This window comes from Pantoea sp. App145 (assembly GCF_047947045.1).
Lineage (GTDB): Bacteria > Pseudomonadota > Gammaproteobacteria > Enterobacterales > Enterobacteriaceae > Pantoea.
This window is the reverse complement of sequence record NZ_CP133290.1, coordinates 3,490,825-3,512,451: the sequence shown is the minus strand read 5'-3', so window position 1 is coordinate 3,512,451 and position 21,627 is coordinate 3,490,825. Positions and strand designations below refer to the sequence as shown.

18 protein-coding genes are annotated in these 21,627 nt (G+C 55.2%); 3 read left to right on the top strand and 15 right to left on the bottom strand.

All coding sequences use genetic code 11. The annotated features are described in order from the left end of the window. The first annotated feature begins 13 nt into the window (after nt 1-13). Together RCF31_RS16265 and RCF31_RS16260 are read left to right on the top strand one after the other, a co-directional pair. Nucleotides 14-1,597 carry a hypothetical protein gene (locus RCF31_RS16265; protein ID WP_416411695.1) on the top strand — a complete coding sequence of 528 codons (1,584 nt, stop codon included), beginning with the start codon at nt 14-16 and terminating at the stop codon, nt 1,595-1,597. Then, complete coding sequence (locus tag RCF31_RS16260; protein WP_416411694.1) at nt 1,597-3,096, top strand: hypothetical protein; 1,500 nt, start codon at nt 1,597-1,599, stop codon at nt 3,094-3,096. Before RCF31_RS16265 ends, RCF31_RS16260 begins: the two co-directional genes overlap by 1 nt. A gap of 16 nt (nt 3,097-3,112) precedes the next feature. Here RCF31_RS16260 and RCF31_RS16255 read toward each other — a convergent pair whose 3' ends face one another. From RCF31_RS16255 to RCF31_RS16245, 3 genes are read right to left on the bottom strand one after another with little or no spacing between them, the layout of a single operon-like run. After that, nucleotides 3,113-4,216, bottom strand: a complete 1,104-nt coding sequence (locus RCF31_RS16255; RefSeq protein WP_416411693.1) for a M20 peptidase aminoacylase family protein — start codon at nt 4,214-4,216, stop codon at nt 3,113-3,115. 10 nt (nt 4,217-4,226) lie between these two features. Further along, entirely contained in the window at nt 4,227-4,700 is a 474-nt protein-coding gene (locus RCF31_RS16250; protein ID WP_416411692.1) for a YjiG family protein, read from the bottom strand. Then, complete coding sequence (locus RCF31_RS16245; protein WP_416411691.1) at nt 4,690-5,358, bottom strand: nucleoside recognition domain-containing protein; 669 nt, start codon at nt 5,356-5,358, stop codon at nt 4,690-4,692. The genes RCF31_RS16250 and RCF31_RS16245 overlap by 11 nt, the downstream gene beginning before the upstream one ends. A gap of 467 nt (nt 5,359-5,825) precedes the next feature. Between RCF31_RS16245 and ftnA the strand changes: the two genes are divergently transcribed. After that, nucleotides 5,826-6,332 (top strand): non-heme ferritin, encoded by a 507-nt coding sequence (gene ftnA / locus RCF31_RS16240; protein ID WP_299459617.1) that lies wholly within the window; start codon nt 5,826-5,828, stop codon nt 6,330-6,332. Nucleotides 6,333-6,402: 70 nt separating this feature from the next. On the opposite strand, the gene RCF31_RS16235 is transcribed toward ftnA, so the two are convergent. The 12 genes from RCF31_RS16235 to RCF31_RS16180 form a co-directional block, all read right to left on the bottom strand. Next, nucleotides 6,403-6,843: a hypothetical protein gene (locus RCF31_RS16235; RefSeq protein WP_416411690.1), complete on the bottom strand. Its 441-nt coding sequence runs from the start codon at nt 6,841-6,843 to the stop codon at nt 6,403-6,405. 15 nt (nt 6,844-6,858) lie between these two features. Further along, a complete protein-coding gene (locus RCF31_RS16230) occupies nt 6,859-7,452 on the bottom strand; it encodes a calcium-binding protein (RefSeq protein WP_416411689.1) in 594 nt (197 codons plus the stop codon). A 289-nt stretch (nt 7,453-7,741) separates the two neighbouring features. Beyond that, nucleotides 7,742-10,591 carry an EAL domain-containing protein gene (locus tag RCF31_RS16225; RefSeq protein WP_416411688.1) on the bottom strand — a complete coding sequence of 950 codons (2,850 nt, stop codon included), beginning with the start codon at nt 10,589-10,591 and terminating at the stop codon, nt 7,742-7,744. A 167-nt stretch (nt 10,592-10,758) separates the two neighbouring features. After that, nucleotides 10,759-11,877: an MBL fold metallo-hydrolase gene (locus RCF31_RS16220; RefSeq protein WP_416411687.1), complete on the bottom strand. Its 1,119-nt coding sequence runs from the start codon at nt 11,875-11,877 to the stop codon at nt 10,759-10,761. Further along, nucleotides 11,865-13,607, bottom strand: coding sequence for an ABC transporter permease (locus RCF31_RS16215; RefSeq protein ID WP_416413276.1), 1,743 nt, complete (start codon nt 13,605-13,607; stop codon nt 11,865-11,867). Before RCF31_RS16215 ends, RCF31_RS16220 begins: the two co-directional genes overlap by 13 nt. Before the next feature lie 2 nt (nt 13,608-13,609). Further along, the gene (locus RCF31_RS16210) at nt 13,610-14,611 is read right to left on the bottom strand and encodes an ABC transporter substrate-binding protein (protein ID WP_416411686.1); all 1,002 of its coding nucleotides are present in this window, start codon (nt 14,609-14,611) and stop codon (nt 13,610-13,612) included. 6 nt (nt 14,612-14,617) lie between these two features. Continuing rightward, nucleotides 14,618-15,685, bottom strand: coding sequence for an ABC transporter ATP-binding protein (locus RCF31_RS16205; RefSeq protein WP_299459605.1), 1,068 nt, complete (start codon nt 15,683-15,685; stop codon nt 14,618-14,620). A gap of 72 nt (nt 15,686-15,757) precedes the next feature. Beyond that, nucleotides 15,758-17,479, bottom strand: a complete 1,722-nt coding sequence (locus RCF31_RS16200) for a lysophospholipid acyltransferase family protein (RefSeq protein ID WP_416411685.1) — start codon at nt 17,477-17,479, stop codon at nt 15,758-15,760. Nucleotides 17,480-17,639: 160 nt separating this feature from the next. Further along, nucleotides 17,640-18,344 (bottom strand): peptidase, encoded by a 705-nt coding sequence (locus RCF31_RS16195; protein WP_416411684.1) that lies wholly within the window; start codon nt 18,342-18,344, stop codon nt 17,640-17,642. A 23-nt stretch (nt 18,345-18,367) separates the two neighbouring features. After that, complete coding sequence (locus RCF31_RS16190; RefSeq protein WP_416411683.1) at nt 18,368-19,165, bottom strand: transglutaminase family protein; 798 nt, start codon at nt 19,163-19,165, stop codon at nt 18,368-18,370. Beyond that, entirely contained in the window at nt 19,162-20,091 is a 930-nt protein-coding gene (locus RCF31_RS16185; protein WP_299459599.1) for an alpha-E domain-containing protein, read from the bottom strand. Before RCF31_RS16185 ends, RCF31_RS16190 begins: the two co-directional genes overlap by 4 nt. Next, nucleotides 20,085-21,524, bottom strand: a complete 1,440-nt coding sequence (locus tag RCF31_RS16180) for a circularly permuted type 2 ATP-grasp protein (protein WP_084876819.1) — start codon at nt 21,522-21,524, stop codon at nt 20,085-20,087. The genes RCF31_RS16185 and RCF31_RS16180 overlap by 7 nt, the downstream gene beginning before the upstream one ends. Nucleotides 21,525-21,627 lie beyond the last annotated feature (103 nt).

The following is a 21,627-nucleotide window of genomic DNA, read 5'->3' as shown; positions in this document are numbered from 1 at the left end:
CAGCGGAGCGCCTATGCATATCACATCAACGACAACCGCGAGCGCATTAGCATCCAACGCTGTCGCGGCCAGATCGAGCCAGTTGACGGCAATGACCGCCCAGGTCAAGCAAAGCGCTCTGCGTCCTTCCCTGGCCCGGATGAGAAGACACTACCAGCACAACGGCAATGCTGACCTGAAAGCCCTCCAGGCGCAGATTCTGGCTCACTGGCCTTCGCTATCGCACAAAGGCAGTAAGGTGAGCCAGATGGAGAAGTTGCTGTTTCGGTTGGTTGACCTGCAAGTGCTGGACATTAAAAGTATCACCGCCAAACAACTGCTGTCCGTCCTGCATGACTGCAAAATAAATATAAAAATCACCACCGTTATGACCGCCCTTTCCACCCTCAGGGCAGAGGTTTCACCGCAAAATCAGCAATGGTTCAATGACCACTGGCAAAAGGTTTCGCATAAAATCGGTAAGACCAAACTGGCGCTGGCGCAATTGGTGGAGGTGTTGCGCGAGGAAGGATGCCCGGAAATGACACCGTCAGAAATGCGGCGTGCCATGCTGAATATCGGTGAGGACATTTGTATTGCCACGCTGTGTCAGGCCATTGCACTTTTGCACACCGTTGTGACGACAGAACAGGTGGAGAGGGTCAAAATGCTCTGGCAGCAGGTTGCTGACGGCAATAGCCACAAAATGGATCAGTTGATCACGCTGATTCTGTTGCTCGATTATCAGCGCACGCCGATGACATCGATCGAGTTAAAGATGGCTCTTGCTCAGGCGCACATTGCTATCAGTGACGATATGATACGTAACGCCCAGGCCATCGCCAGAACGCAGGTCACGCCACAACAACAGGTATGGTTTGATACCCACTGGTCAACAACATTTGGTGATACCTGGGGGGATATCCTGGAAAACTTGCTGCATAAACAGGGACGTCCGTTGATAACTCCCCCGCAGCTGTGGCTTCTGCTGGTCAATGCCAAAGTAAAAGTGAGTTTTTCGGCAGTGCGTCATGCGATGTCAGCTAACCGGGCGACTAACGATGCGACACTCACCCCGGAACAGATACAGTCGATCCTTAACCGCTGGCAGGCGCTTGCTGCCACAGGGAGCATGACCCAGGTCAGACGACTGGGAACGCTATTACTTCAGGGTATTACTCCCGGGGAACTAAAACTGGCCCTGCGCAGTGCGGGAATTTCGGCAAGCCATGTGGCGATGGGGCTGGCAATGGCGGCAGTCAATACGACCTTAACTCACGCTGAAGTTACCTGGTTTAAAACCCGCTGGGCAACGCTTTCCCGTCCCCCTCAGGTTAGCGTTCAGGGACGGCTGATCATGCTGCTGAGCCAGCCGGAATGCCCGCCCGATCTCCCACAATCAAAGCTGCAACGTTTACTGTGGGAAGTGGACGTTGACGTCTGTATTTCTACCTTGAGTCATATCCTGCGCGCCGCTGGCAAGCATCCCGCAGGAGGCTCACTTCCCGTGCCGGTGGATCAGGCAAAGGATACACAGTTGGAAGCGGTGCTGGAGATGGCGCTGGATATGGCCCAGGATTATATCCCCGGTTCTGTTCACCAGCAGGAGGCCAGCTAATGCCTCTTGCTCCGAACCGGATGTCCATCACAGGAGTTCCTCCACTGGTGATCCCCGATGCCACTCCGCAAAAGCCACTGGCTTCAAAGATATCCACCGTCAAACAAAGCCACCAGCGTCCCACCCTGCATCGCAGCAGAAAGAAAAAGCAAGAAAAGCCGCCGAGCCGCTGTTTAACGGCCTTGCAGGCAGACTTTTCCAGCTGGTGGGACAGGGTGCCAAAGGATGGCAGTATGGTGGCCCGGTTGGAGATATTACTGTCGCTGTTCCCCCCACCGGACATTGAAGGCTTCACCACCAAACAGCTACATACCCTCCTGTGCAACCATCATGTGAACGTTGGCATGTCTACCGTCGAGAATGCCATAACCCTTGCCAGAGCAAAGGTGCCAGCAAAAAGGCAGGCATTGGTGAATACGCTGTGGCAGCAGCCCCCCAGGCAACCTGTTGTTTATGAACGAATACAACGCCTGCTTTCGCTGGGTCTGTCGTCATCGCAGCTCAGACGCGGTCTGTGGAACATCGGAGAGGATGTGGACATCACGCTGATAAACCAGGCCAGGGTTACCTTAAAGGAGCAAACTGTAGCGCAGGAGACGGCGTGGATTACCGCTAATATGCACCACATCAAGGATCATGACAGCATCATGGCAATGCTGGTCAGGCTCCAGGATCTCCCGGGTTATCAGCACAAGACGTCGCTGATCCTGCGTAATGCCCTGAAGAATGCAGGCATCGCCGTCAGTATCCAGACAGTGCGGCAAGCACGAGCCTTATTCAAAACGCAACCTTCGCAGAGGCAGAAGGATTGGTTTGCTGCCAACTGGCCCGAGATTAGCCAGCAGGTGACCACCCGAGGAGAGCGGCTGACAATGCTGCTGAACTGCCCTGGACGCCCGAATATGACCACTCCCGAGTTATGGCGGCTGCTGCATAACGCACACGTCGATATCGGCATATCAATGGTGCGTAAGGCGATGATGCTGGTGATAGCTCAGCCGACAGCGCACAAACAACAGGTGCAACTGTACTGGCACCAGATTGGGGCAGGAGGCCGGATAACACTGGTGAAACGTCTTTGGCTACTGCTGCGCCAACTGGAGAATAGCGACATCACCTGGCCGCAAATTCATCTTGCCCTGAAAGAGTCAGGCGAGGAGGTCAGTGACGCGACCATGGATCACGCGCTGGCGGCTTTCAGAACGCTGATCAAACCGGACGAACTGGCATGGATCAGAGCTGTCCATCACAGAATTCCCGAGAGAGAGACGGAGCGCAATAAAATCATTGCCCTGCTGCGCCATAAGGAATGCCCGAAGCGGATAACGGCCTCAAAACTGCTGCGCCTGCTGTGGGAAGTCGGCAGGGATGTCTCTGTCGGTACCATCCTCACCGCCCTGCGTATCGTCAGGCAACAGCCTGCTACTGGCATGTCAGATGATGACAGGATAGTTGAGATGGTGCTGGATATGGAAGAGCAACGCCCCGCCCCTCCTTAAGAGAGGCGGGTACGCATTAGCCCAGTACGCGTGTTACCGCTGCTTTGAAAATCTTCACCCCAATTTCCAGAGAGCTAAGTTCAAACCGCATCTCCGGGTGATGCAGTCCCGGAACCAGGTTAGTGCCCAGCCCCCAGAAGCCGGCTTTCACCGTCGGGCATTTCACTGGGTAATAGAAGAAATCTTCACTGCCCGGCGTGGTTTTCGCCCCCAGCAGCCCCTCTTCGCCCAGCACATCGACAATCGCCGCCCGGATGAGATCGGTGGCTTCCTCGTGAATCTCCGCCGCGGGCATCTCTTTCAGCACCACGACGCTGGCCGTCGCACCCAGTGCCGCTACGCTGTTGATCACCGCCTGCGTGACCTTCTCTTTCAGAATATCCATCGGCTCGTTCTCCTGCGAACGCAGATCCCAGACGACGCGCGCCTCATCCGGTACCGAGTTGGTGACACCCGCATCACACAGAAAACGCGTCGCTTTCACGCTCCAGTTCAATCCCGGCGACAGGTGGATGCTGTTCACCGCCTGCACGGCCTGCACTGCGGCATCCAGCGCATTCACACCGAGATGCGGACGCGCCGCGTGAGCGGGCACACCTTTGATGGTCGCTTCCAGCGTGCTACAGGCGGAGTAGATCACCGCAGGGGTTGCCTGACCGACCTGACACTCCTCCAGCGGACGGACGTGGAAGCCGAGGATCATCTCCACATCATCCATCGCTCCGCCTTCAATCATCGACAGCGCGCCCGCCCCCAGCTCTTCGGCGGGCTGGAACAGGATCTTCAGACGCCCTTTTTTAATCGCCCCTTCCTGCAACAGTTCCTGCACCGCCGTCAGCACCACGGAGGAGTGGCCGTCGTGGCCGCAGGTATGACGCGCACAAGCCACGCCATCGATCACATGTCCGAGCGCATCCATATCGGCACGCAATGCCAGCACCGGTCCCGGAACACCGCTATCGATTTCCGCCACGATACCGGTGGTATTGTTGATGCCCCGCGTGACCTTGATACCGGCCTGTTCCAGCTGATCAGCAATGTAGGCCGAGGTTTTGAATTCCTGAAAACCCAGTTCCGGGATTTCATGCAGAAAATGGTAATGCTCTAAGACCCTGGACACTTGTTCGCTCCTAAACAAAAAAACGCATTACAATCATGGCGATCACTGCATTGATGATGCTGGTCAGCATCAGCAGCGGCCAGTATTTTTTCGGTACGTCGGCCACACCCAGCAGACGCCCCATGTACTGCAACTGCGCCCCCATCAGGAAGATGGCCGGGGCGAGGATAGAAATATCAGTGCCGCTTAACAGGCCTTTGGTCAGCAGGCTCACTGCCACCCCTACTCCCGCCGAGGAGGACAGCCAGGCGGTCAGCAACACGGTAATCGCTTCGCCCGGCAGGCCAAACAGCCCCATCACCGGCGCGAAAACATGTCCGAGAAATTGCATGATGCCGAGCAGATTCAGCACTTCCGCCAGCACATAGGCCATCACCACGTTGGGCATCAGGTTGTGAATGGCAATATGAAAACCTTTGCGTGCGCCGACAATAAAAACATCGAACGGATTATTATTGACCTTCGTCTGCACGTTATTTGACATCCGCAAAATCCTTTTTGTAAATACTATTTAACATGAAACGGACAAAGGCCGCACCGACGAATTTGAGAACAAACATTAATACCAGCGGAATAATGATCGGCACCGTCATGGAAGCAAACAAAGCCGAACCGATGGCAAAATAGTTATTGATCAAACCGGCACCCGAATATTGCCAGGCACTCATCACCACCACATCTTTTTTGCTGACCTGTTGCTGGTCATACATTTCTTTCGTTAACGCCGCGCCAGCATCGGTACTTTGCAGATCGGTAATTAACGCCAGACCACAACGCCCCGGCAGCCCCATCAACGGTTTGAGCAGCGGCGTCAGCAGCTTGTGCGCGGCACGAATCGCACCGTAGTGGGTGAAGATCTCCAGCACACCTAACGCCAGCATCACCGTTGGAGCCAGCGACAGCGCGAACAGGAAGCCCGCTTTAGCACTCAGGCCACCCGAACCGAGAAAGGTATTGCCGGACTCTTTCATGGTGCCGAAGCTGCCGCCCAGCGTGGTGAAATCAAACGCACCCAGCCAGCTGAAACCGTCCACCTTATAAAACAGGCCGGAGAAAAACAGAATGGCCAGCACCAGCGCAATATAACTGCCGAAACCTGCCGTGACGCGGTCAGGTGCGGCGATGATTTTTTCTTCTGACATAAAACCCTCCTGCTGGTGTTATTTTCGACCAGGCAAGTTGCAATATATGGAACTGAGTTCTAAGCAGGATTTATGCCAGCTGGCATTTTATTTAATTGCGAAACCATCAATTATGTTCAGTAACAATGAAACTGACGAAATATCAATCCTTCCACCGCCATAAAATAATCTGTGTGCTCTTTATTTACGCCGGTTAATATTTTCAGCCGGGAAGCAGATTGCTGAAAATAAACTCAATCCGAACTACGTTGCACAACCCTAAGGCAAGGTTATAGCACCAATATGGTGCAACGGACGCGGCTGGAAGGAAGACAAAAATGATAATCGGTCGCATTCAAAAACCTGAATAATTCCATTTATAATCAATAAGATAAATTCACTTTTTTTGTCAAAATCACTTCACAAAAAAGTGAACATTGATGCATAATTCACCGCACTCACCTAAAAAATTTAAAAAGGAATCAGCCATGTTAACCGCTGAAATGACCGCACGTCTGAACGACCAACTGAATCTGGAATTCTTCTCTGCCAACCTCTATCTGCAAATGAGCGCCTGGTGCAGCGACAAAGGCTACGAAGGTGCAGCGTCCTTCCTGAAAATGCATTCACGCGAAGAGATGGAACATATGCAGCGCCTGTTCGATTACCTGAGCGACACCGGCGCATTGCCGGTTCTGGGCAGCATTGCAGCACCGCCGATCAGCTGGAACTCACTGGCTGAACTGTTCGAAGAAACCCTGAATCATGAAAAGCTGATCACCAGCAAAATTAATGAGCTGGCGCATGCTGCAATGACCACCCAGGATTACTCCACTTTTAACTTCCTGCAGTGGTACGTGGCCGAGCAGCATGAAGAAGAGAAACTGTTCAAAACCGTGCTGGATAAACTGGCGCTGGTAGGCAACAAAGGCGAAGGCCTGTTCCTGATCGACAAAGATCTGGGACGAATGAACACCGAAAGCCACGGTGCATAAGTTTGCAGCGGCCCGCATTAGCGGGCCGTTTTTTTATCAACTGCTCCAGCCGCCACACCAAACCCAATCATTATGGTATAGCAGGGTCAACCTTAAGCGATGATAGCCTGTTATAATTCTCTGTTAATCCACACAGAGAATTAAGATAATTGTATGCATCGCTATTTTTAACCGTCGATATTGTTTCCCATGAGCATTGTTTTACCTTATATTCCTCCCATGCCTTTTGCGCCAACTCAAATGCTAATAGATACTTTTTATCGTCAGACCTTTTCAATATCGTTTTATATTCCGCCACTCTTTTTTTAATTTTTTCGTTTGATTCAACATAGACACGATCAATACACCAGGCCAGACCGGAATATCCATCCGACTCTTTAACCCCCTGGCATGAAACAGCATCCAATTTTTTTAGTTTATCAAGAGAATTGTAATCATTTATGGACGAAGCTATAGTTGAGCTACAGAAAAAAGCGAGTGCGATAATAAAAGGAAACTTTAAAAATCCCATATGACATCCCTAAAATCAACGATGAGACGTTAAGTAACCGATTCTATTCCTACCTCTTTCAAATTGTAAGTATACAGGAGTGTTTTTTAAAAAATATATCAAATCATCTATATTGTTTGACGATGAAACTGTCATAATCTGAGTTCCTTCCATGCCCTGATAAACGATATCGATCAGCACATCCCTGATAATCGGGTTGAGATTTCGCCATGAACACGCGCCTGTAATCATAGCAGTTTTAGCTTTATATCTGGCCTCCGCCCTGCTGATGTAAAGTTTATACGTATTATTAAATAAAGAAACTTGCTGCTTAATGGATATCTCACCAATCAAATCACGATTCTTCTCCACAAAACCTTCGGCTTTAGCACCAGATAAATGGGCAGCGTTGGATATGTCTTCAGCCTGCCTGGGTGATACACCAGCTGAAATTAAGTCATGAATAATACTTTGTTTTGTTCTATGTTTCATATCATACCCCCTACCAATCGTTACGCCCGAGGCAGTACTGGGATGATGTATTTTTCTACTAAAAAACATTGAGTCTGGGTTATCATTTCCTTCAGACATATAAGTTAGCAGACCAATTGAAATACCTGTTTTATCCATTTTAAATATCCCTTTATTAAAACATCCTTAAATAAAAACACGTTCACTTTTCAGTGAAGATCCTGACGTGTTTCTTTCCTGCTGTTTAACTAACACGCCAACTATACTTATATCTAATATTCCTGAATCAAAGTGTTAAGCAACTATCAAATTTTCTGAAAAGGTGGGGAGACGACCTTGCTCAACCCATCGCGTAAGATCATTTAGTTGTCGCGGCGCGATTTATCGCGCGGGTTTTACCCGCACTGGCGCAATTGCGTGATAAATCACGCCGCTACGGTTTATGCCATTATTCCAGCGTCTTCAAACGTAGCTCCGAAGGTTGCGGGCGGCCGAACAGATACCCCTGGAACAACGTGCAGCCTTCTTCACGCAATTTGGCGAACTGCTCACTGCTCTCCACCCCTTCGGCGGTGATCTGAATATCCAGACTACGGCTCATCCCGGTGATGGCGCGGATAATCGCCAGCGCTTCCCGACTGTCCCCCATATCGTTGATAAACGATTTGTCGATTTTGATCTTATCGAACGGGAAGGATCGCAAATAGCTGAGCGACGAATAACCGGTGCCGAAGTCATCCAGCGCAATCTGCACACCCAGCGCTTTCAGGTTTTGCAGGGTGCGGATATTGCCAAGCGTGTCATCCAGCAATACCGATTCGGTAATCTCGACTTCAAGACGATGCGGTGCCAGTCCTGACTCACGTAACGCCCCCTCTACCACCGACACCAGCGAGCTGTTCTTAAACTGCAATGGCGACAGGTTAACCGACACCGACTGCTCACCTTCCCAGCTTGCCGCTTCGCGACAGGCTTCATACAGCGCATAGGCTCCCAGCAGATGAATCAATCCGGTCTCTTCGGCGATCGGAATAAAATCATTCGGCATGATCAACCCTTTGATCGGGTGATGCCAGCGCATCAGCGCTTCATAGCCAATGATCCCTTTCTCATCACCATCAGTGATCGGTTGATAGTACAACCTCAGTTGACGACCGCTGATCGCATCACGCAGATCGTTTTCGATCACCCGACGGCTGCGCGCCAAATCGTCCATCTCCAGCGTAAAGTGTTCGCAACGATTGCGGCCATTGCGCTTGGCTTCATACAGCGCCATATCAGCACAGCGCAGCAACTGTTCTGGCGTATTGATAGCCTGCGAACTCAGCGCGATACCCACGCTCAGGCCCACCGACAGATTATGTCCTTCCAGATTCACCGGGGGACGGATGGCTTCAATCAATCGCTGTGCCACCACCGCCGCTTCATCAGCGTTACGCACGCTGGGCAGCACGATGGCAAATTCATCACCACCGATTCGTGCCAGCGTGTCGTGGTCACGCAGCACATTACGCAGACGTTTCGCCACCGTTCTCAGCAGATCGTCACCAATCTGGTGTCCCAGCGCATCATTAACGTTTTTGAAGTTATCCAGATCGAGACACAGGGTGGCGATGGCATGACCACTTTGGTGATCGGCGCGTAATGCCTCGCTGAGCTTCTGGCGGAACAAAATACGGTTTGGCAGGCTGGTCAGGTTATCGTGATGCGCCATATGGTGAATACGGGCATCGGCTTCACGCTGATCGGTCACGTCCTCCACAATCAGCATGACAAAATTCTGGCGTAAATCTTTGCCGGCAATGGTGGCGGCGCGGGTATGCAGAATACGCTCGCCGCTTGCCGTCAGCAGCAGCTGTTCACGGGTATGCATGCCTTCGCTGCGTAACGCAATATCCGCCAGGCTATTGAAGTAATCACTCAGTTCCGCCGACATACATTCATGTGGTCGCTTATGCATGATCAGCATCTTATTGATGCCAAACAGCTGCTCGGCTTTATCATTCACCATCAGGATCTCGCGACTGATGGCATCTTCGACAATCACGCAGGACGGTATATTGCTGATGATATTATCGAGGAATTTTGATATCTCAGAAGCTTTGGTGCTTTGCGCTTCTGCCAGATCCCGCGCGCGCAACAGTTGCTGCTCGTGTTCACGTCGCTCGGTAATGTCGCGGGTAATTTTGGCGAAGCCAATCAGCCGCCCCTCTTCATTGTGGATGGCATCGATGATCACATGCGCCCAAAATGCCGAGCCGTCTTTCCGGTAGCGCCAGCCTTCGTCTTCAAAGCGACCGGTTTTCAGCGCGATGCCGAGATTGGCATCAGGCGTTTTCGACTGGCGCTCCTGAGCGCCGTAGAACACCGAAAAATGCTGGCCGACAATCTCTTCCGAGCGATAGCCTTTGGCCCGCTGCGCCCCGATATTCCAGTTCACCACCATCCCATGCACATCCAGCATATAAATGGCGTAATCCCGCACCCCTTCCACCAGCAGACGGAAGGTCTTTTCCTGTTCGCGCTGGGCGCGCAGTAGCGCCTGTTGTTCGGTACAGTCGCGGGTAATTTTGGCGTAACCGATCAGCTTTCCGGCGTCATTACGGATTGCATCAATAATCACGTGCGCCCAAAAGGCGCTGCCGTCTTTGCGATAACGCCAACCTTCATCCTCAAAACGACCGGTTTTAAAGGCAATCCCCAGATTCTTTTCCGGGATATGGTTGAGACGATCCTGAGCGCTGTAGAAACGGGAAAAATTCTGGCCGACGATCTCTTCAGCGACATAGCCTTTGGCACGTTGCGCCCCGGCATTCCAGTTTTCGACGTTACCATCCAGATCCAGCATATAGATGGCGTAATCGGTGACGCCCTCTACCAGCAGGCGGAAGCGTTCTTCCTGCTCTCGCTGTTTGCGCTGTAATGTCTGCTGCCGGGTGCAATCCCGGGTAATTTTGGCAAAACCGAGTAGCTCACCGTATTCATCACGGATGGCATCAATAATCACATGTGCCCAGAAAGCGCTGCCGTCTTTGCGGTAGCGCCAGCCTTCAGTCTCAAAACGTCCGGTGGCGGTGGCGGTGGATAAAGCGCGATGCGGTGCGCCATTTTTGCGGTCATCTTCGCTGTAAAATAACGCGAAATTCTTGCCGATGATTTCTTCAGCGGTGTAGTTTTTGGCGCGTTGCGCACCCGCGTTCCAGCTCGCCACCGTACCGTCGGGCTTGAGCATAAAAATCGCGTAATCGAGCACGCTCTGCACTAGCAGCCGATACATGCCGTCAGAATTATTATCCATTGTTATTTGCCTATTGCTGGCCTTGTGTCACCTGGCATCCCAGGAAAATTCTTAATTGCTCTGCAGACTTAATAGCAAATACGCAGCGTTGACAAGCGCTATCAGCTAACAGGCACAAGTTGGTAGTTTGGTTATCGGCTGTGGCGAGAAAACGTTCAGTGGGATACTTAATTAATTATGCTGCGTTGACGATGTTCAACAGGAAAGCGCGGGGTATCGGCATGGGATGGCAGTGAAATCTGTCGCTGCCAGCAGAGAGGTGCCAGCCCGGCAAATTGCTCACACTGCGAAGGTTCCACAAAGGCCGGAATCACGCGTTGCGCGCCGGTTTTGCCAATCAACCAGAGTTGATCATCGAGCGGTGGATGCACATTCCACGGCAACCAGCGCGCCTGGCGTTGCGCCAATAACTGCGCGGCACGCGTACCCGCTGCGACATGACTACTGAAGATAAAGCGAAAGCCCGCCTGCCCGCTCAGCTCTGCCGCCAGCCCCTCATCCGCCACCGCATCAGCGGCGACAATCACGCTTGCGGGCAGCCACTGGTCTGGCTGCGGTTGTTGCAGCAAACACAGCAATGCCAGCGACGCGCTGGCAGGCAACTTATCCAGTGCCAGCAGCTGCGCCACTTCGCTCCGTACCTGAGGGCAGAGTTGCACGGTTAACCCGCGCGCCACCAGTTGCAGCGCCACTTCCGGCCCGCGGCCATGCTCAGGCACCGCAATTACCGCCCCGCCAGCCACGGCCTGCGCCAGTGCATCCATCTGTTCACTGAGACGTTGTACCCGATCGCCGTAAGACGCATCGGTAATTAGCAGCTTCGCGTCCGGCGGGCAGTCAAACGGTAATAACAGCGACTCACGACTCCAGTCGCCCATATAAGTAATGCCCCCCGCCAGCGGCAGATGAAACCACACCGAACCGGGCGAATGCCCGCTGCGACCGGTAAACAGATTGAACGGCCCCAGAGCCGTCTGCCCGCGCAGCGGCAGCTGACGTCGGGCATGCATCGCGACCGGTGCATCATGCAATTGCAGCCAGGTCTGTTCGGTGGCGTACACCAGCGGTGAACCGATACGCGCCCAGCAATCCAGCGAGGCAGCATGATCAATATGTGAATGGGTCAGACACAGGGCATCCACCTGGCCAATGGCATCGATATCCGGCCGCACGCCAGGTTGCGGACCCGCACCACAATCCCAGAGCAACTGATAACCCTCAATCTCCAGCAGGAACGCCGCAGGCAGCTTGCCGCCCACGCCGCTAATCGCCGTTACGCTTGCCACGGTAATACCCCTTGCGGCAGACGCCGCGTCAGCCGGGTCGCCAGCGCCATCAGCAGGCAAACCACCACAATCATCAGGCAGCCGACCGCCGCCGCCAGCGAGGCAGAGCCTCCTTCGTCAAGAAAGACGATGGTTGGGCCGATGGTTTGCGTCCGGGACGTGACCAGCAGTACCGATACCTGAATTTCATTCAGCGCGGTGAGGAACACCAGCACCGTTCCCGCCAGTGCCGAGGGGGCCGCCAGCGGTAACAAAATGTCGCGCATCCGGCGCAGAAAACCGGCACCACACAGCCGGGCCGCTTCATCCAGTGCCGGTTCCAGCTGGGCGAAACCGGCCAGCGTCGGACGCAGCACCAGAGCAAGGAAGTTGGCCAGATAGGCAGCGAGGATGATCCACACCGTGCCATACAGCGACACATTGACCAACGGCAGCGGACGCAGGAAGAACAACAATGCCGCCACACCGGTGACAATGCCCGGCAAGGCATAGGTGAGTTCGCTCGCCAGCCACAGGCCGCGCACCAGACGCGTGCGTCGCCAGCTGAGGAAATAAGCCAGAAACAGCGCAGTCAGCGTCAGGATAACGGCGGCCAACGTAGTCAGGCCGAGGCTGGTCACAAACGCATCCCGCACCGCCGGATAACCCCACAAGGCAGCGCGGAAGTTTTCCAGCGTCAGCGTTTGCCAGGTCAATGCCTGGCCGTAACCGTGGGTCAGCGCGGTGATCAGCAACGCACTGACCGGAAGCAGCAACGTCAGCACCATCCACAGCCAGGCCAGCGCCGCCACCAGCGCGCGCGCACGCCCCAGAGATTGATGCCACAGACGGGGAGCACCGCTGACCCGCACATCATGACGGCCACCAAGCCAGGCGCTCGCCCCCATACCCGCCAGGGTGATCATGGCGATCAGCAGTGCATACACCGCAGTATTGGGCAGCGCAGCGGGACCGATGCCGTTCAGCTGCTGATACACCAGGGTAATCAAGGTGGGCACACGGGCCGGAATTCCCAACATCGCCTGGATACCGAAGTTACCTGCGGCCGCCACAAAGGTAAGCGCCGCTCCGGCAAAAATCGCCGGGCGCGCTAACGGCAGAATAATGGTGAACAGTACCCGCCAGCGCGATGCCCCGCTGACCTGTGCCGCTTCGACCAAATCAGCAGGCAGACGGCGCAACCCGGCGCGCACGGTAAGAAACACCAGCGGCGCATTGTGCATACCCAGCAACAGCACAATGCCCGTCATGGAATAGAGCGGCTGTTCTCCGGGTGCAAACCACGGCACCCCCAGCCCGGTAAACAATAACGCCAGCGGGCTGGAAGGCGCTAACGCCTGCAACCATGCCAGCGCCGTGACCTGCGGTGGGATCATCAGTGGCAGGATAAAAGCAAACACCCAGGCGGTTTTCGCCCGCAAATCGGTGAGTGCCACCAGCCAGGCGGCAAGGGTGCCAAGCAACAGGGAAATGGCGGTTGAGCTGAGGGCAATCAGCAGGGTGTTGCCTGTGGCGATCAATACGCGTTCGCTGGCGAGCAAACGCCACAGTCGCGCCGCATCCGGCACCCCCTGTGGCGCAATGGCGGTCCACACCAGGCGCAGCAGCGGAGCCACCGACAATGATGCAATCAGCAGCACCATCAGTGCCAGAATCACCCCTTCGCTGCGTAGCCGCCAGCGCTGTCCGCTGCGCACACGGCTGTGCCATTCGTTGCTCAGCACGCTCATCATCAGCCGCCGAATAACTGGGTGAACTGGTCGCGCACCTCAGCATCTTCGTTAATTGCTTTCGCCACGTCTGGCGTCAGCAGCTTGATCTGGCTGATCGGCGTGAAGCCTGCCGGGGCCGACACGCGATCGTCAACCGGGCGGTTCCCCTGCTCAACCACTAACTTCTGCCCCTGCTCCGACAGGATAAAGTTCACAAAAGCTTTGGCGGCAGGCAGGTTGTGCACCGTCTTCATGATCGCTACGGGTTCGGTGACGTAAGAAACGCCCTCTTTCGGATAGACCAGATCAACCGGTGATCCTTTTTTCTTCGCCAGGATCACGTCAGCATCGGTAATCACGCCATATTTATCCAGCCCGCTGGCGACGGCTTTCAGTGCCGGACCATTGCCACCCTGCGGAGCAACGCCCATCGCCGCCAGTTTTTTGTAGAAGTTCCAGCCGATATCCGGCGTGTTGATGTCGGTATGCAGCTTATACAGCGCCGCCCCGGAATAAAGCGGGCTGGGCATGGCGATCTGACCTTTATTGGCTTCCACCGCCAGCGCATTCCAGCTGTCGATCGGTTTGGCATGCTGGGTGTTATAGGCGATCACCGTGGAGATAATTTTGGTACCAAAGAAGGTTTTGTCTTTGTCGTAGAACGAGGGATTGATATGGCTGACCGGCGCATCCTGGTAGCTGTAAAGCTGGTTCTCTTTTTTCAGCGCACCGAGGTTGATGGCATCGGCGATCAGCAGCACATCCGGCTTCGCCTCGCCGCTCATCATTTCCGTGCGCAGCACATTCATCAGTTGCGTGGTGCCGTTACGTGTCCACTCCACCTCAATGTTGGGATAAGCCGCTTTGAAGGCATCAATGGTTTGTTGCGCGATTTCCGGCGCTTGTGAGGTATACACCACCAGCTTGCCCGACGGCGTTGCATCGGCATGGCTGACGGCGGAAAGCAGTAATCCACTGGATAACAGCAAAACATTCAACGAAGTGCGCATAACCTTTTCCATGAGTTGTTATGAAGGAAGAATCCAGCCGTCGCGCAATGCCACGCCGATCGTGGCATCAGCAACGGGTACAGGGCCATCTGCCAGCATCAGCGTCAGGCTGCTCTCGGGCATAGCCAGAGGCATCAGGTTGAGCTGATGGTGGCCGCCACGATAAATCACACGCTGCACACGTGCGGCAAACTGCGCTTCGCCCGGCTGGGCAAGGCGAAAATCCGCAGCATGAAAACTGGCTTTGCCCTGTGGACACGGTGGCTGCTGAGGTGCGCAACGCAGCGACACCTGCTTACCGCAGAGCGTGGCGAACGCCCGCCCGTCACCGAGCGGCTCGATGTCGCTCACCGGCAGCACTTTGCCATCGTCAATAAAGGTGGCGACCATCTCATTGGCCGGTTCACGCCACAGAGTTTGCGGGGTGGCGTACTGCATCACCCGACCGCCATCCATCACCACGATGCGATCGGCCAGCGCCATCGCTTCATGTTGATCGTGGGTGATGTACAGCAGGGTGGCATGGCTGTGACGATGGAAGCGGCGAAATTCCTCTTCCATGGTAGCGCGCAGATGAACATCGAGATTGGCGAGCGGTTCATCCAGCAGCACCAGGGTGGGCTGAGCCACCAGGCAGCGCGCCAATGCCACGCGCTGCCGCTGACCACCGGAGAGATCCGCCGGACGACGTTCAGCGAAGGGTTGCAAGCCAACCAGCGCCAGTGCCTGGTGGGTACGCTGTTCGCGTTCCGTCCGCGCCACACCGTTGACTTTCAGGCTGTAGGCCACGTTCTCCGCCACTGTCATATGCGGCCACAGCGCGTAGCTCTGGAATACCACGCCCAGCTGGCGCTCTTCGGGTGGCAGATGCAGGCCGGGTGCCGCAAAGCAGCGATCGCCCACATGAATCTCACCCGCATCCGCGGTTTCAAAGCCCGCCAGCAAACGTAATAAGGTAGTTTTGCCGCAGCCGGAGGGGCCAAGTACGGCAATGAATTCTCCCTGCGCAATATGCAGGGAGATATCTTGCAGGACAGGCTGTGCCGCAAAGGATTTGCACAGCCCGCGAAGGGTTATAGCCGCCATCAATTCTGGCCTTTCTCTGACAATACGCCGTAGACCCTACGGCAATCAGATGACAGGCCCGTGACACCCGCCTTACGTTTCTGTGCCAGCCTCCGCCAGATGCATCGCGATATAACGCTCATAGCGGGCGGCTTTGACGCGCGTCAGATCCACCAGCACCAGCCCATCGATACAGTTGTTGAAATCGGGATCGCTACCAAAATCAATAAACTGCACCCCACCCGGTTCGCACAGTTCGGAATATTGTTTGTACAGCGTTGGAATGGCCGTACCGAGGTTGGCGAGCAGATGCTTCAGGCGGCGTAAATCTTCCTGATAATTATCGCCGGTGAACTGCGCCAGCACTTCAGGCAGCGAGGCCGGATAGGGACGGCGTGAGGTTGCCAGCGGCAGCTCGGTGGGGAAATAGAGACGATAAAACGCTACCAGCAGATCACGTGCCGCCAGCGGCATGCCGCCGGAGATCGACACCGGGCCAAACAGATAACGGGTTTCCGGGTAACGGGCGATATAGGCACCAATGCCCATCCACAAATAATCCAGCCCGCGTTTGCCCCAGTAAGCTGGCTGAATAAAGCTGCGTCCCAGCTCCAGCCCCTGGCGGATAATCGGCAGCATCCGTTCGTCATAATGGAACAGACTGTCGCTGTAAATCCCTTCCAGACCGCGTCGTTCCAGTTGTTCCGCACCCGGGATAAAGCGGTACGCGCCCACAATTTCCAGCTGCGCGTCATCCCACAGAATCAGGTGATAATAATCATCATCGTACTTATCCAGATCGCGTCGTTTGCCGCTGCCCTCACCCACGGCACGGAAGGCAATTTCACGCAGACGTCCCAATTCGCGCAGCAGCGGCACCCAGCTGGTACCGTTACGCCGCCACAGGTAGATTTGCTTACCATCCGGCAAAGTACCCAGCCGTTCACTCTCCAGCAGCGCTTTTTTCAGTTCGGCTCGATCTTCCGGACGCGCAATCGCCGCTTCGGTCTGGAACAAGCCACGCCGTCCCTGACCCATTCGATACAGATGCTTACGTAGCCGCTTCGCCAGCTCTTTGCCCGGCGTGTGGCCATCATGCCAGTGGGCAAAGGGGATTTGTTCGCCAATATGTAGCTTGATGCGTGATCCACGCTGGCGGAACATCTCACGAACCAGCATCAGCAACGCCAGTGGAGGGGCAATATGGGTGGCCGCGTAGAATGCTATGCTGTTACGCCCCACCACGTGCACCGGCACCAGCGGCGCACGCGCACGTGCGGCAAGGCGCAGGAAGCTATGATGCCAGCGTCGATCGCGTACACCGCCGCTGGTCAGGCGCGAAACTTCGCCTGCCGGGAAGATAATCAACGCGCCCTGGTTGTCGAGATGCTGCTGCATCCGCGTCAGCTGCTCACGGTTGGTGCGGTTGCCCATGTTATCCACTGGCAGCATCAGATTATTCAGTGGTTCCAGCATCATCAGCATGCGGTTGGCGACGATTTTCACGTCGCGCCGAACCTGCGAAACTGCCGCCAGCAGCGCCAGACCATCCAGCGCACCGAGCGGATGGTTCGCCATAATCACCACCGGTCCGTGAGTGGGGATCTGCTCCAGATCGCGCTCACTGAGATCGCAACGCACATCCAGGTGTTCCAGTACCTGCTCCACCATATCCACCCCTTGCAGGTGGCGGTAGCGAGCAGCAAATTGCTGAAATTCGTTTTCACGTAGCGCCCATTTTAGCAGGCGTTTTTGCCAGCCTGCTGCCTGGTATGCCGGCCAGTAAGTATTGAGAACCTGATCAACAGAAAACATAGTTCACCTTCTTATATGGAGCGGTTATCGCCCCGAAGGTAAAACGGGTTGTTTTCAGATTTATGACCGTGGTGGCGTGGTTTAAAAGACGCGCGATAAATCGCGCCGCTACGGCACCGGATGGTAGCGGCGCGATTTATCGCGCATAGACGCGAGAGAATTACAGTTTCAAAGGCGGTAACTGGGAGAAAACACTCAGCAACCCTTTGCTCCACAGCTGACGGATCTGCGAAAAATAGGGATGCTGGTCGGTGATATGGTACTGCTCGTTATCGCTAAAACTGTCGCTGTGATAAATCATGACATCCAGCGGCAGCCCTACTGAGATATTACTCGCCAGCGTAGAATCCATCGAGATCAGCGCACATTGCATCGCCTGGTTGAGCGGAGTTTCGTAGCGCAACACGCGGTCGATAATCGGTTTGCCGTATTTGCTTTCACCAATCTGGAAATACGGCGTATCGACGCTGGCCTCAATAAAATTGCCCTGCGGATAGATCTGGAACAACCGCGGCTCCTCACCGCGGATCTGGCCGCCGAGCAGCAGTGTGCCGCCAAACTCTTCACCATCGCGCTTGATCACTTCGCGCAGCATTTCTCCCACCAGCAGCGCAATGTCATACAGCGATTTCCCATTCAGCAAATTGGGTTGGTCGTAGTCATCACAACCGCGTCGTAGCAGGCTCATCACGCTTTGCGTGGTGGCGAGGTTGCCAGCACTTTGCAGCACCAGCGTGCGTTCATCATCCACCTGGAACACATGCAACTTACGAAACGACGAAATATGGTCAACCCCCGCATTGGTGCGAGAGTCGGAAACAAAAATCATCCCTGATGATAAACGCATTGCCACACAATAAGTCATAGTCACGCCTGCAAAGAAAATTACTACTGCGAGTGCACCTGTTGCACCGCGGCCACCGCCAGCATATCTTCACCCCCACCACCCAGCCGCATACCACGTACCGGACAGGCATCGAGATAATCCACGCCCACCGCCAGCCGCAAATGCTGCCGCGTACTGCGGGTATTGTTGGTGATATCAAAGCTGTGCCAACTGTCATCCAGCCACGCCTCAACCCAGGCATGGGTGGCAACGTGTTCGACATTGTCAGTATAGAGATAACCGCTGACATAACGCGCCGGAATCCCCAGACTGCGACAGCAGGCAAGAAACACGTGGCTGTGATCCTGGCAAACGCCAGAGCCGGCGGCAAATACTTTCGCGGCGGTATCAGTTACCTGGGTGCTGCCGGGGCGGTAAGGCATTTTCAGCAGCAGCTCGCCCATCAGTTTCTCCAGGCTGGCGAGTGGCGCTTCCGCTCGCCAGTAACGCAGGGCAAAATCGCGGATCGCGCTATCTGGCTGGGTCAGCGGCGTGCCGCGCAGGAAAATCAGTGGCGACAGGGTGGAATCGGGATCGGCGGCCATCTCACCATCATCAAGAATATCCACCACGCCACGGGCGGTAATCTCCAGCATCTGATGCGGGGTATCCAGCGTCAGGACATGCATCACGTTGCCGTAAGCATCAACGGTGCGCGTGGCTTCACACGGCAGCGCCAGCTCCCACGACAGAATTTGTTGATGCACCGAATTTTGCGGCGTCAGGCGCAGATACTGGGTGCTGAGTTTGACCTGATGCTCCCAGGCATACCAGGTTTTGTGCTCGATGTTCAGTCTCATTTCGCCTCCAGATAGGTGTGATTAATGCTGTCAGCCAATTGATTAATGTCTTCCAGGAAGTGATTCAGCCAGTTGTTGAGTCCCGCACGCGTCAGGCTTTCCCAGGTACTGAAGCGCATCTCGGCCAGCAGCACGGTGGCGAGGTAACGCGGACGATCTTCTCCGCTGCTGCCGATCTGCTCCAGTTGATTGGCGATCTCTTCGATGCAGGAATGCAACGATCGCGGACTTTCGCTGCGCAGGATCAGCATCTCGTTGACCAGATCCGGCATCAGCTGTTGTTTGAAGATCGCGTTGTACGCCTCGCGCGCGGACACCGCACGCAGCAGGGTGTCGAGGCAGTAATATTCGCGCACCGAATCAGGGTGCTGCTCCAGCAATTGCTGATTCACGCTCAGCAAACGGGCGCTACCGTCGGCGCGTTCCATCAGGGTGCCGAGACGGATAAAACTCATCGCATCACCGCGCAGCAGGGTGCCAAACATCGCGCCGCGAAACAGGTGGCAGCGCTCTTTTACCCAGTCGAAAAAGCTGTCGGCATTGGCACTGGAAATGCCACGACGGCGCATGTTACGCATCTCAATCCAGGTGGAGTTGATGCTCTCCCACACTTCAGACGAGAGGCTGCCGCGCACCGCGTGGGCGTTGTTCCATGCCGATTGCCAGCAGCAAAAAATGCTACTGGGATTGCGTTCGTCGAGCGCAAAAAAATTGAACAGCTGGGGCATGGTGAAACGCCCGTTCAGGGTTTCAAACAGCTGACGCGTGCCGGTGAGGTTGAGCGGCAACAGCAGCTCATCACCGTGGCTGTTGCGTACCGGCATCAGCGACAGCCGGTTGGTCACATCCAGCACCCGGGCAAGTTGTTCTGCGCGCTCCAGATAGCGCGCCATCCAATAGAGGCCACTGGCCGTGCGGCTTAGCATGATTCATCATCCTCCAGAACCCAGGTGTCCTTAGTACCGCCGCCCTGCGACGAGTTCACCACCAGCGAGCCTTCTGTCAATGCCACACGGGTCAGGCCGCCCGGTACCAGACGGATATCCGCTCCGCACAGGGCAAACGGACGCAGGTCGATATGACGCGGCGCGAGACCGTTGTCGATAAACGTCGGACAGGTGGAGAGCGACAGGGTGTCTTGCGCGATGTAGTTATCGGGCCGCGCCTGTAAGCGCGCGCGGAAATCGCTCAGTTCCTGCTGGCTGGCCACCGGACCAATCAGCATGCCGTAGCCACCCGCCCCGTGCACTTCCTTCACCACCATCTTGTCGAGGTTCGCCAGTACGTAGGTGAGATCTTTCGGATTGCGGCACTGCCAGGTAGGAACGTTATTGAGGATCGGATCTTCGTCGAGGTAAAAGCGGATCATATCCGGCACATAAGGGTAGATCGATTTGTCATCGGCTACCCCGGTGCCGATAGCATTCGCCAGCACCACATTCCCGGCACGATACACCGACAGCAATCCCGGGACGCCAAGCATCGAATCCGGACGGAACGCCAGCGGATCGAGGAAGGCATCATCGACGCGACGATAGATCACATCGACCTTGCAGGGTCCGGCGGTGGTACGCATCATCACCGCGCCATCTTTAACAAACAGGTCAGCGCTTTCCACCAGCTCCACACCCATTTGCTGCGCGAGGAAACTGTGTTCGAAATAGGCGCTGTTGAAGCGGCCTGGCGTCAGCACCACCACCACCGGATCGTTTACCGGCGAGCTTTCACGCAGCGTCTGCAACAGGTGTGACGGATAACGCTCCACCGGGGCCACATGCTGCTCGGCAAACAACTCCGGGTAGAGACGCATCATCATCTTGCGGTTCTCCAGCATATAGGAGACGCCAGACGGGGTGCGCAGGTTATCCTCCAGCACGTAATACTCGCCATCATTGTTACGCACCATATCCACGCCAACGATATGCGCATAGATATTGCGATGCAGATCAACGCCCTGCATGCAGGGTTGGTATTGATCGTTGACCAGTACCTGCTCGGCCGGAATGATGCCCGCTTTCAGGATGTGCTGCTGGTGGTAGATATCATGCAGGAAGGCATTGAGGGCTTGCACCCGTTGTCGGATACCGCGATCGAGCATCGCCCATTCGCTGGCAGGAATAATGCGCGGCACGCTATCGAACGGAATCAGGCGCTCTGCGCCGCCGTCTTCGCCATAGACGTTGAAGGTGATGCCAACGCGATGAAACAAAAGTTCCGCTTCTTCGCGTTTACGCGCCACTGCCTCTTTGTCCGCCGCTTGCAACCATTCCCAGTAGTGCTGATAGTGAGCGCGGTGTTGGCCGTCGCTCAGCAACATCTCATCATAGAAGTGTGATGCTATCTGGTAGCTTTCTTTCATGATTTACCCGGCGCTTATCAGAGGACCTGATTCCACTGCTGCATAAACTGTGCCAGGCGCGTGTGCGCTGTGACGCACACGCTACCCATCAGTGGGCCGACGC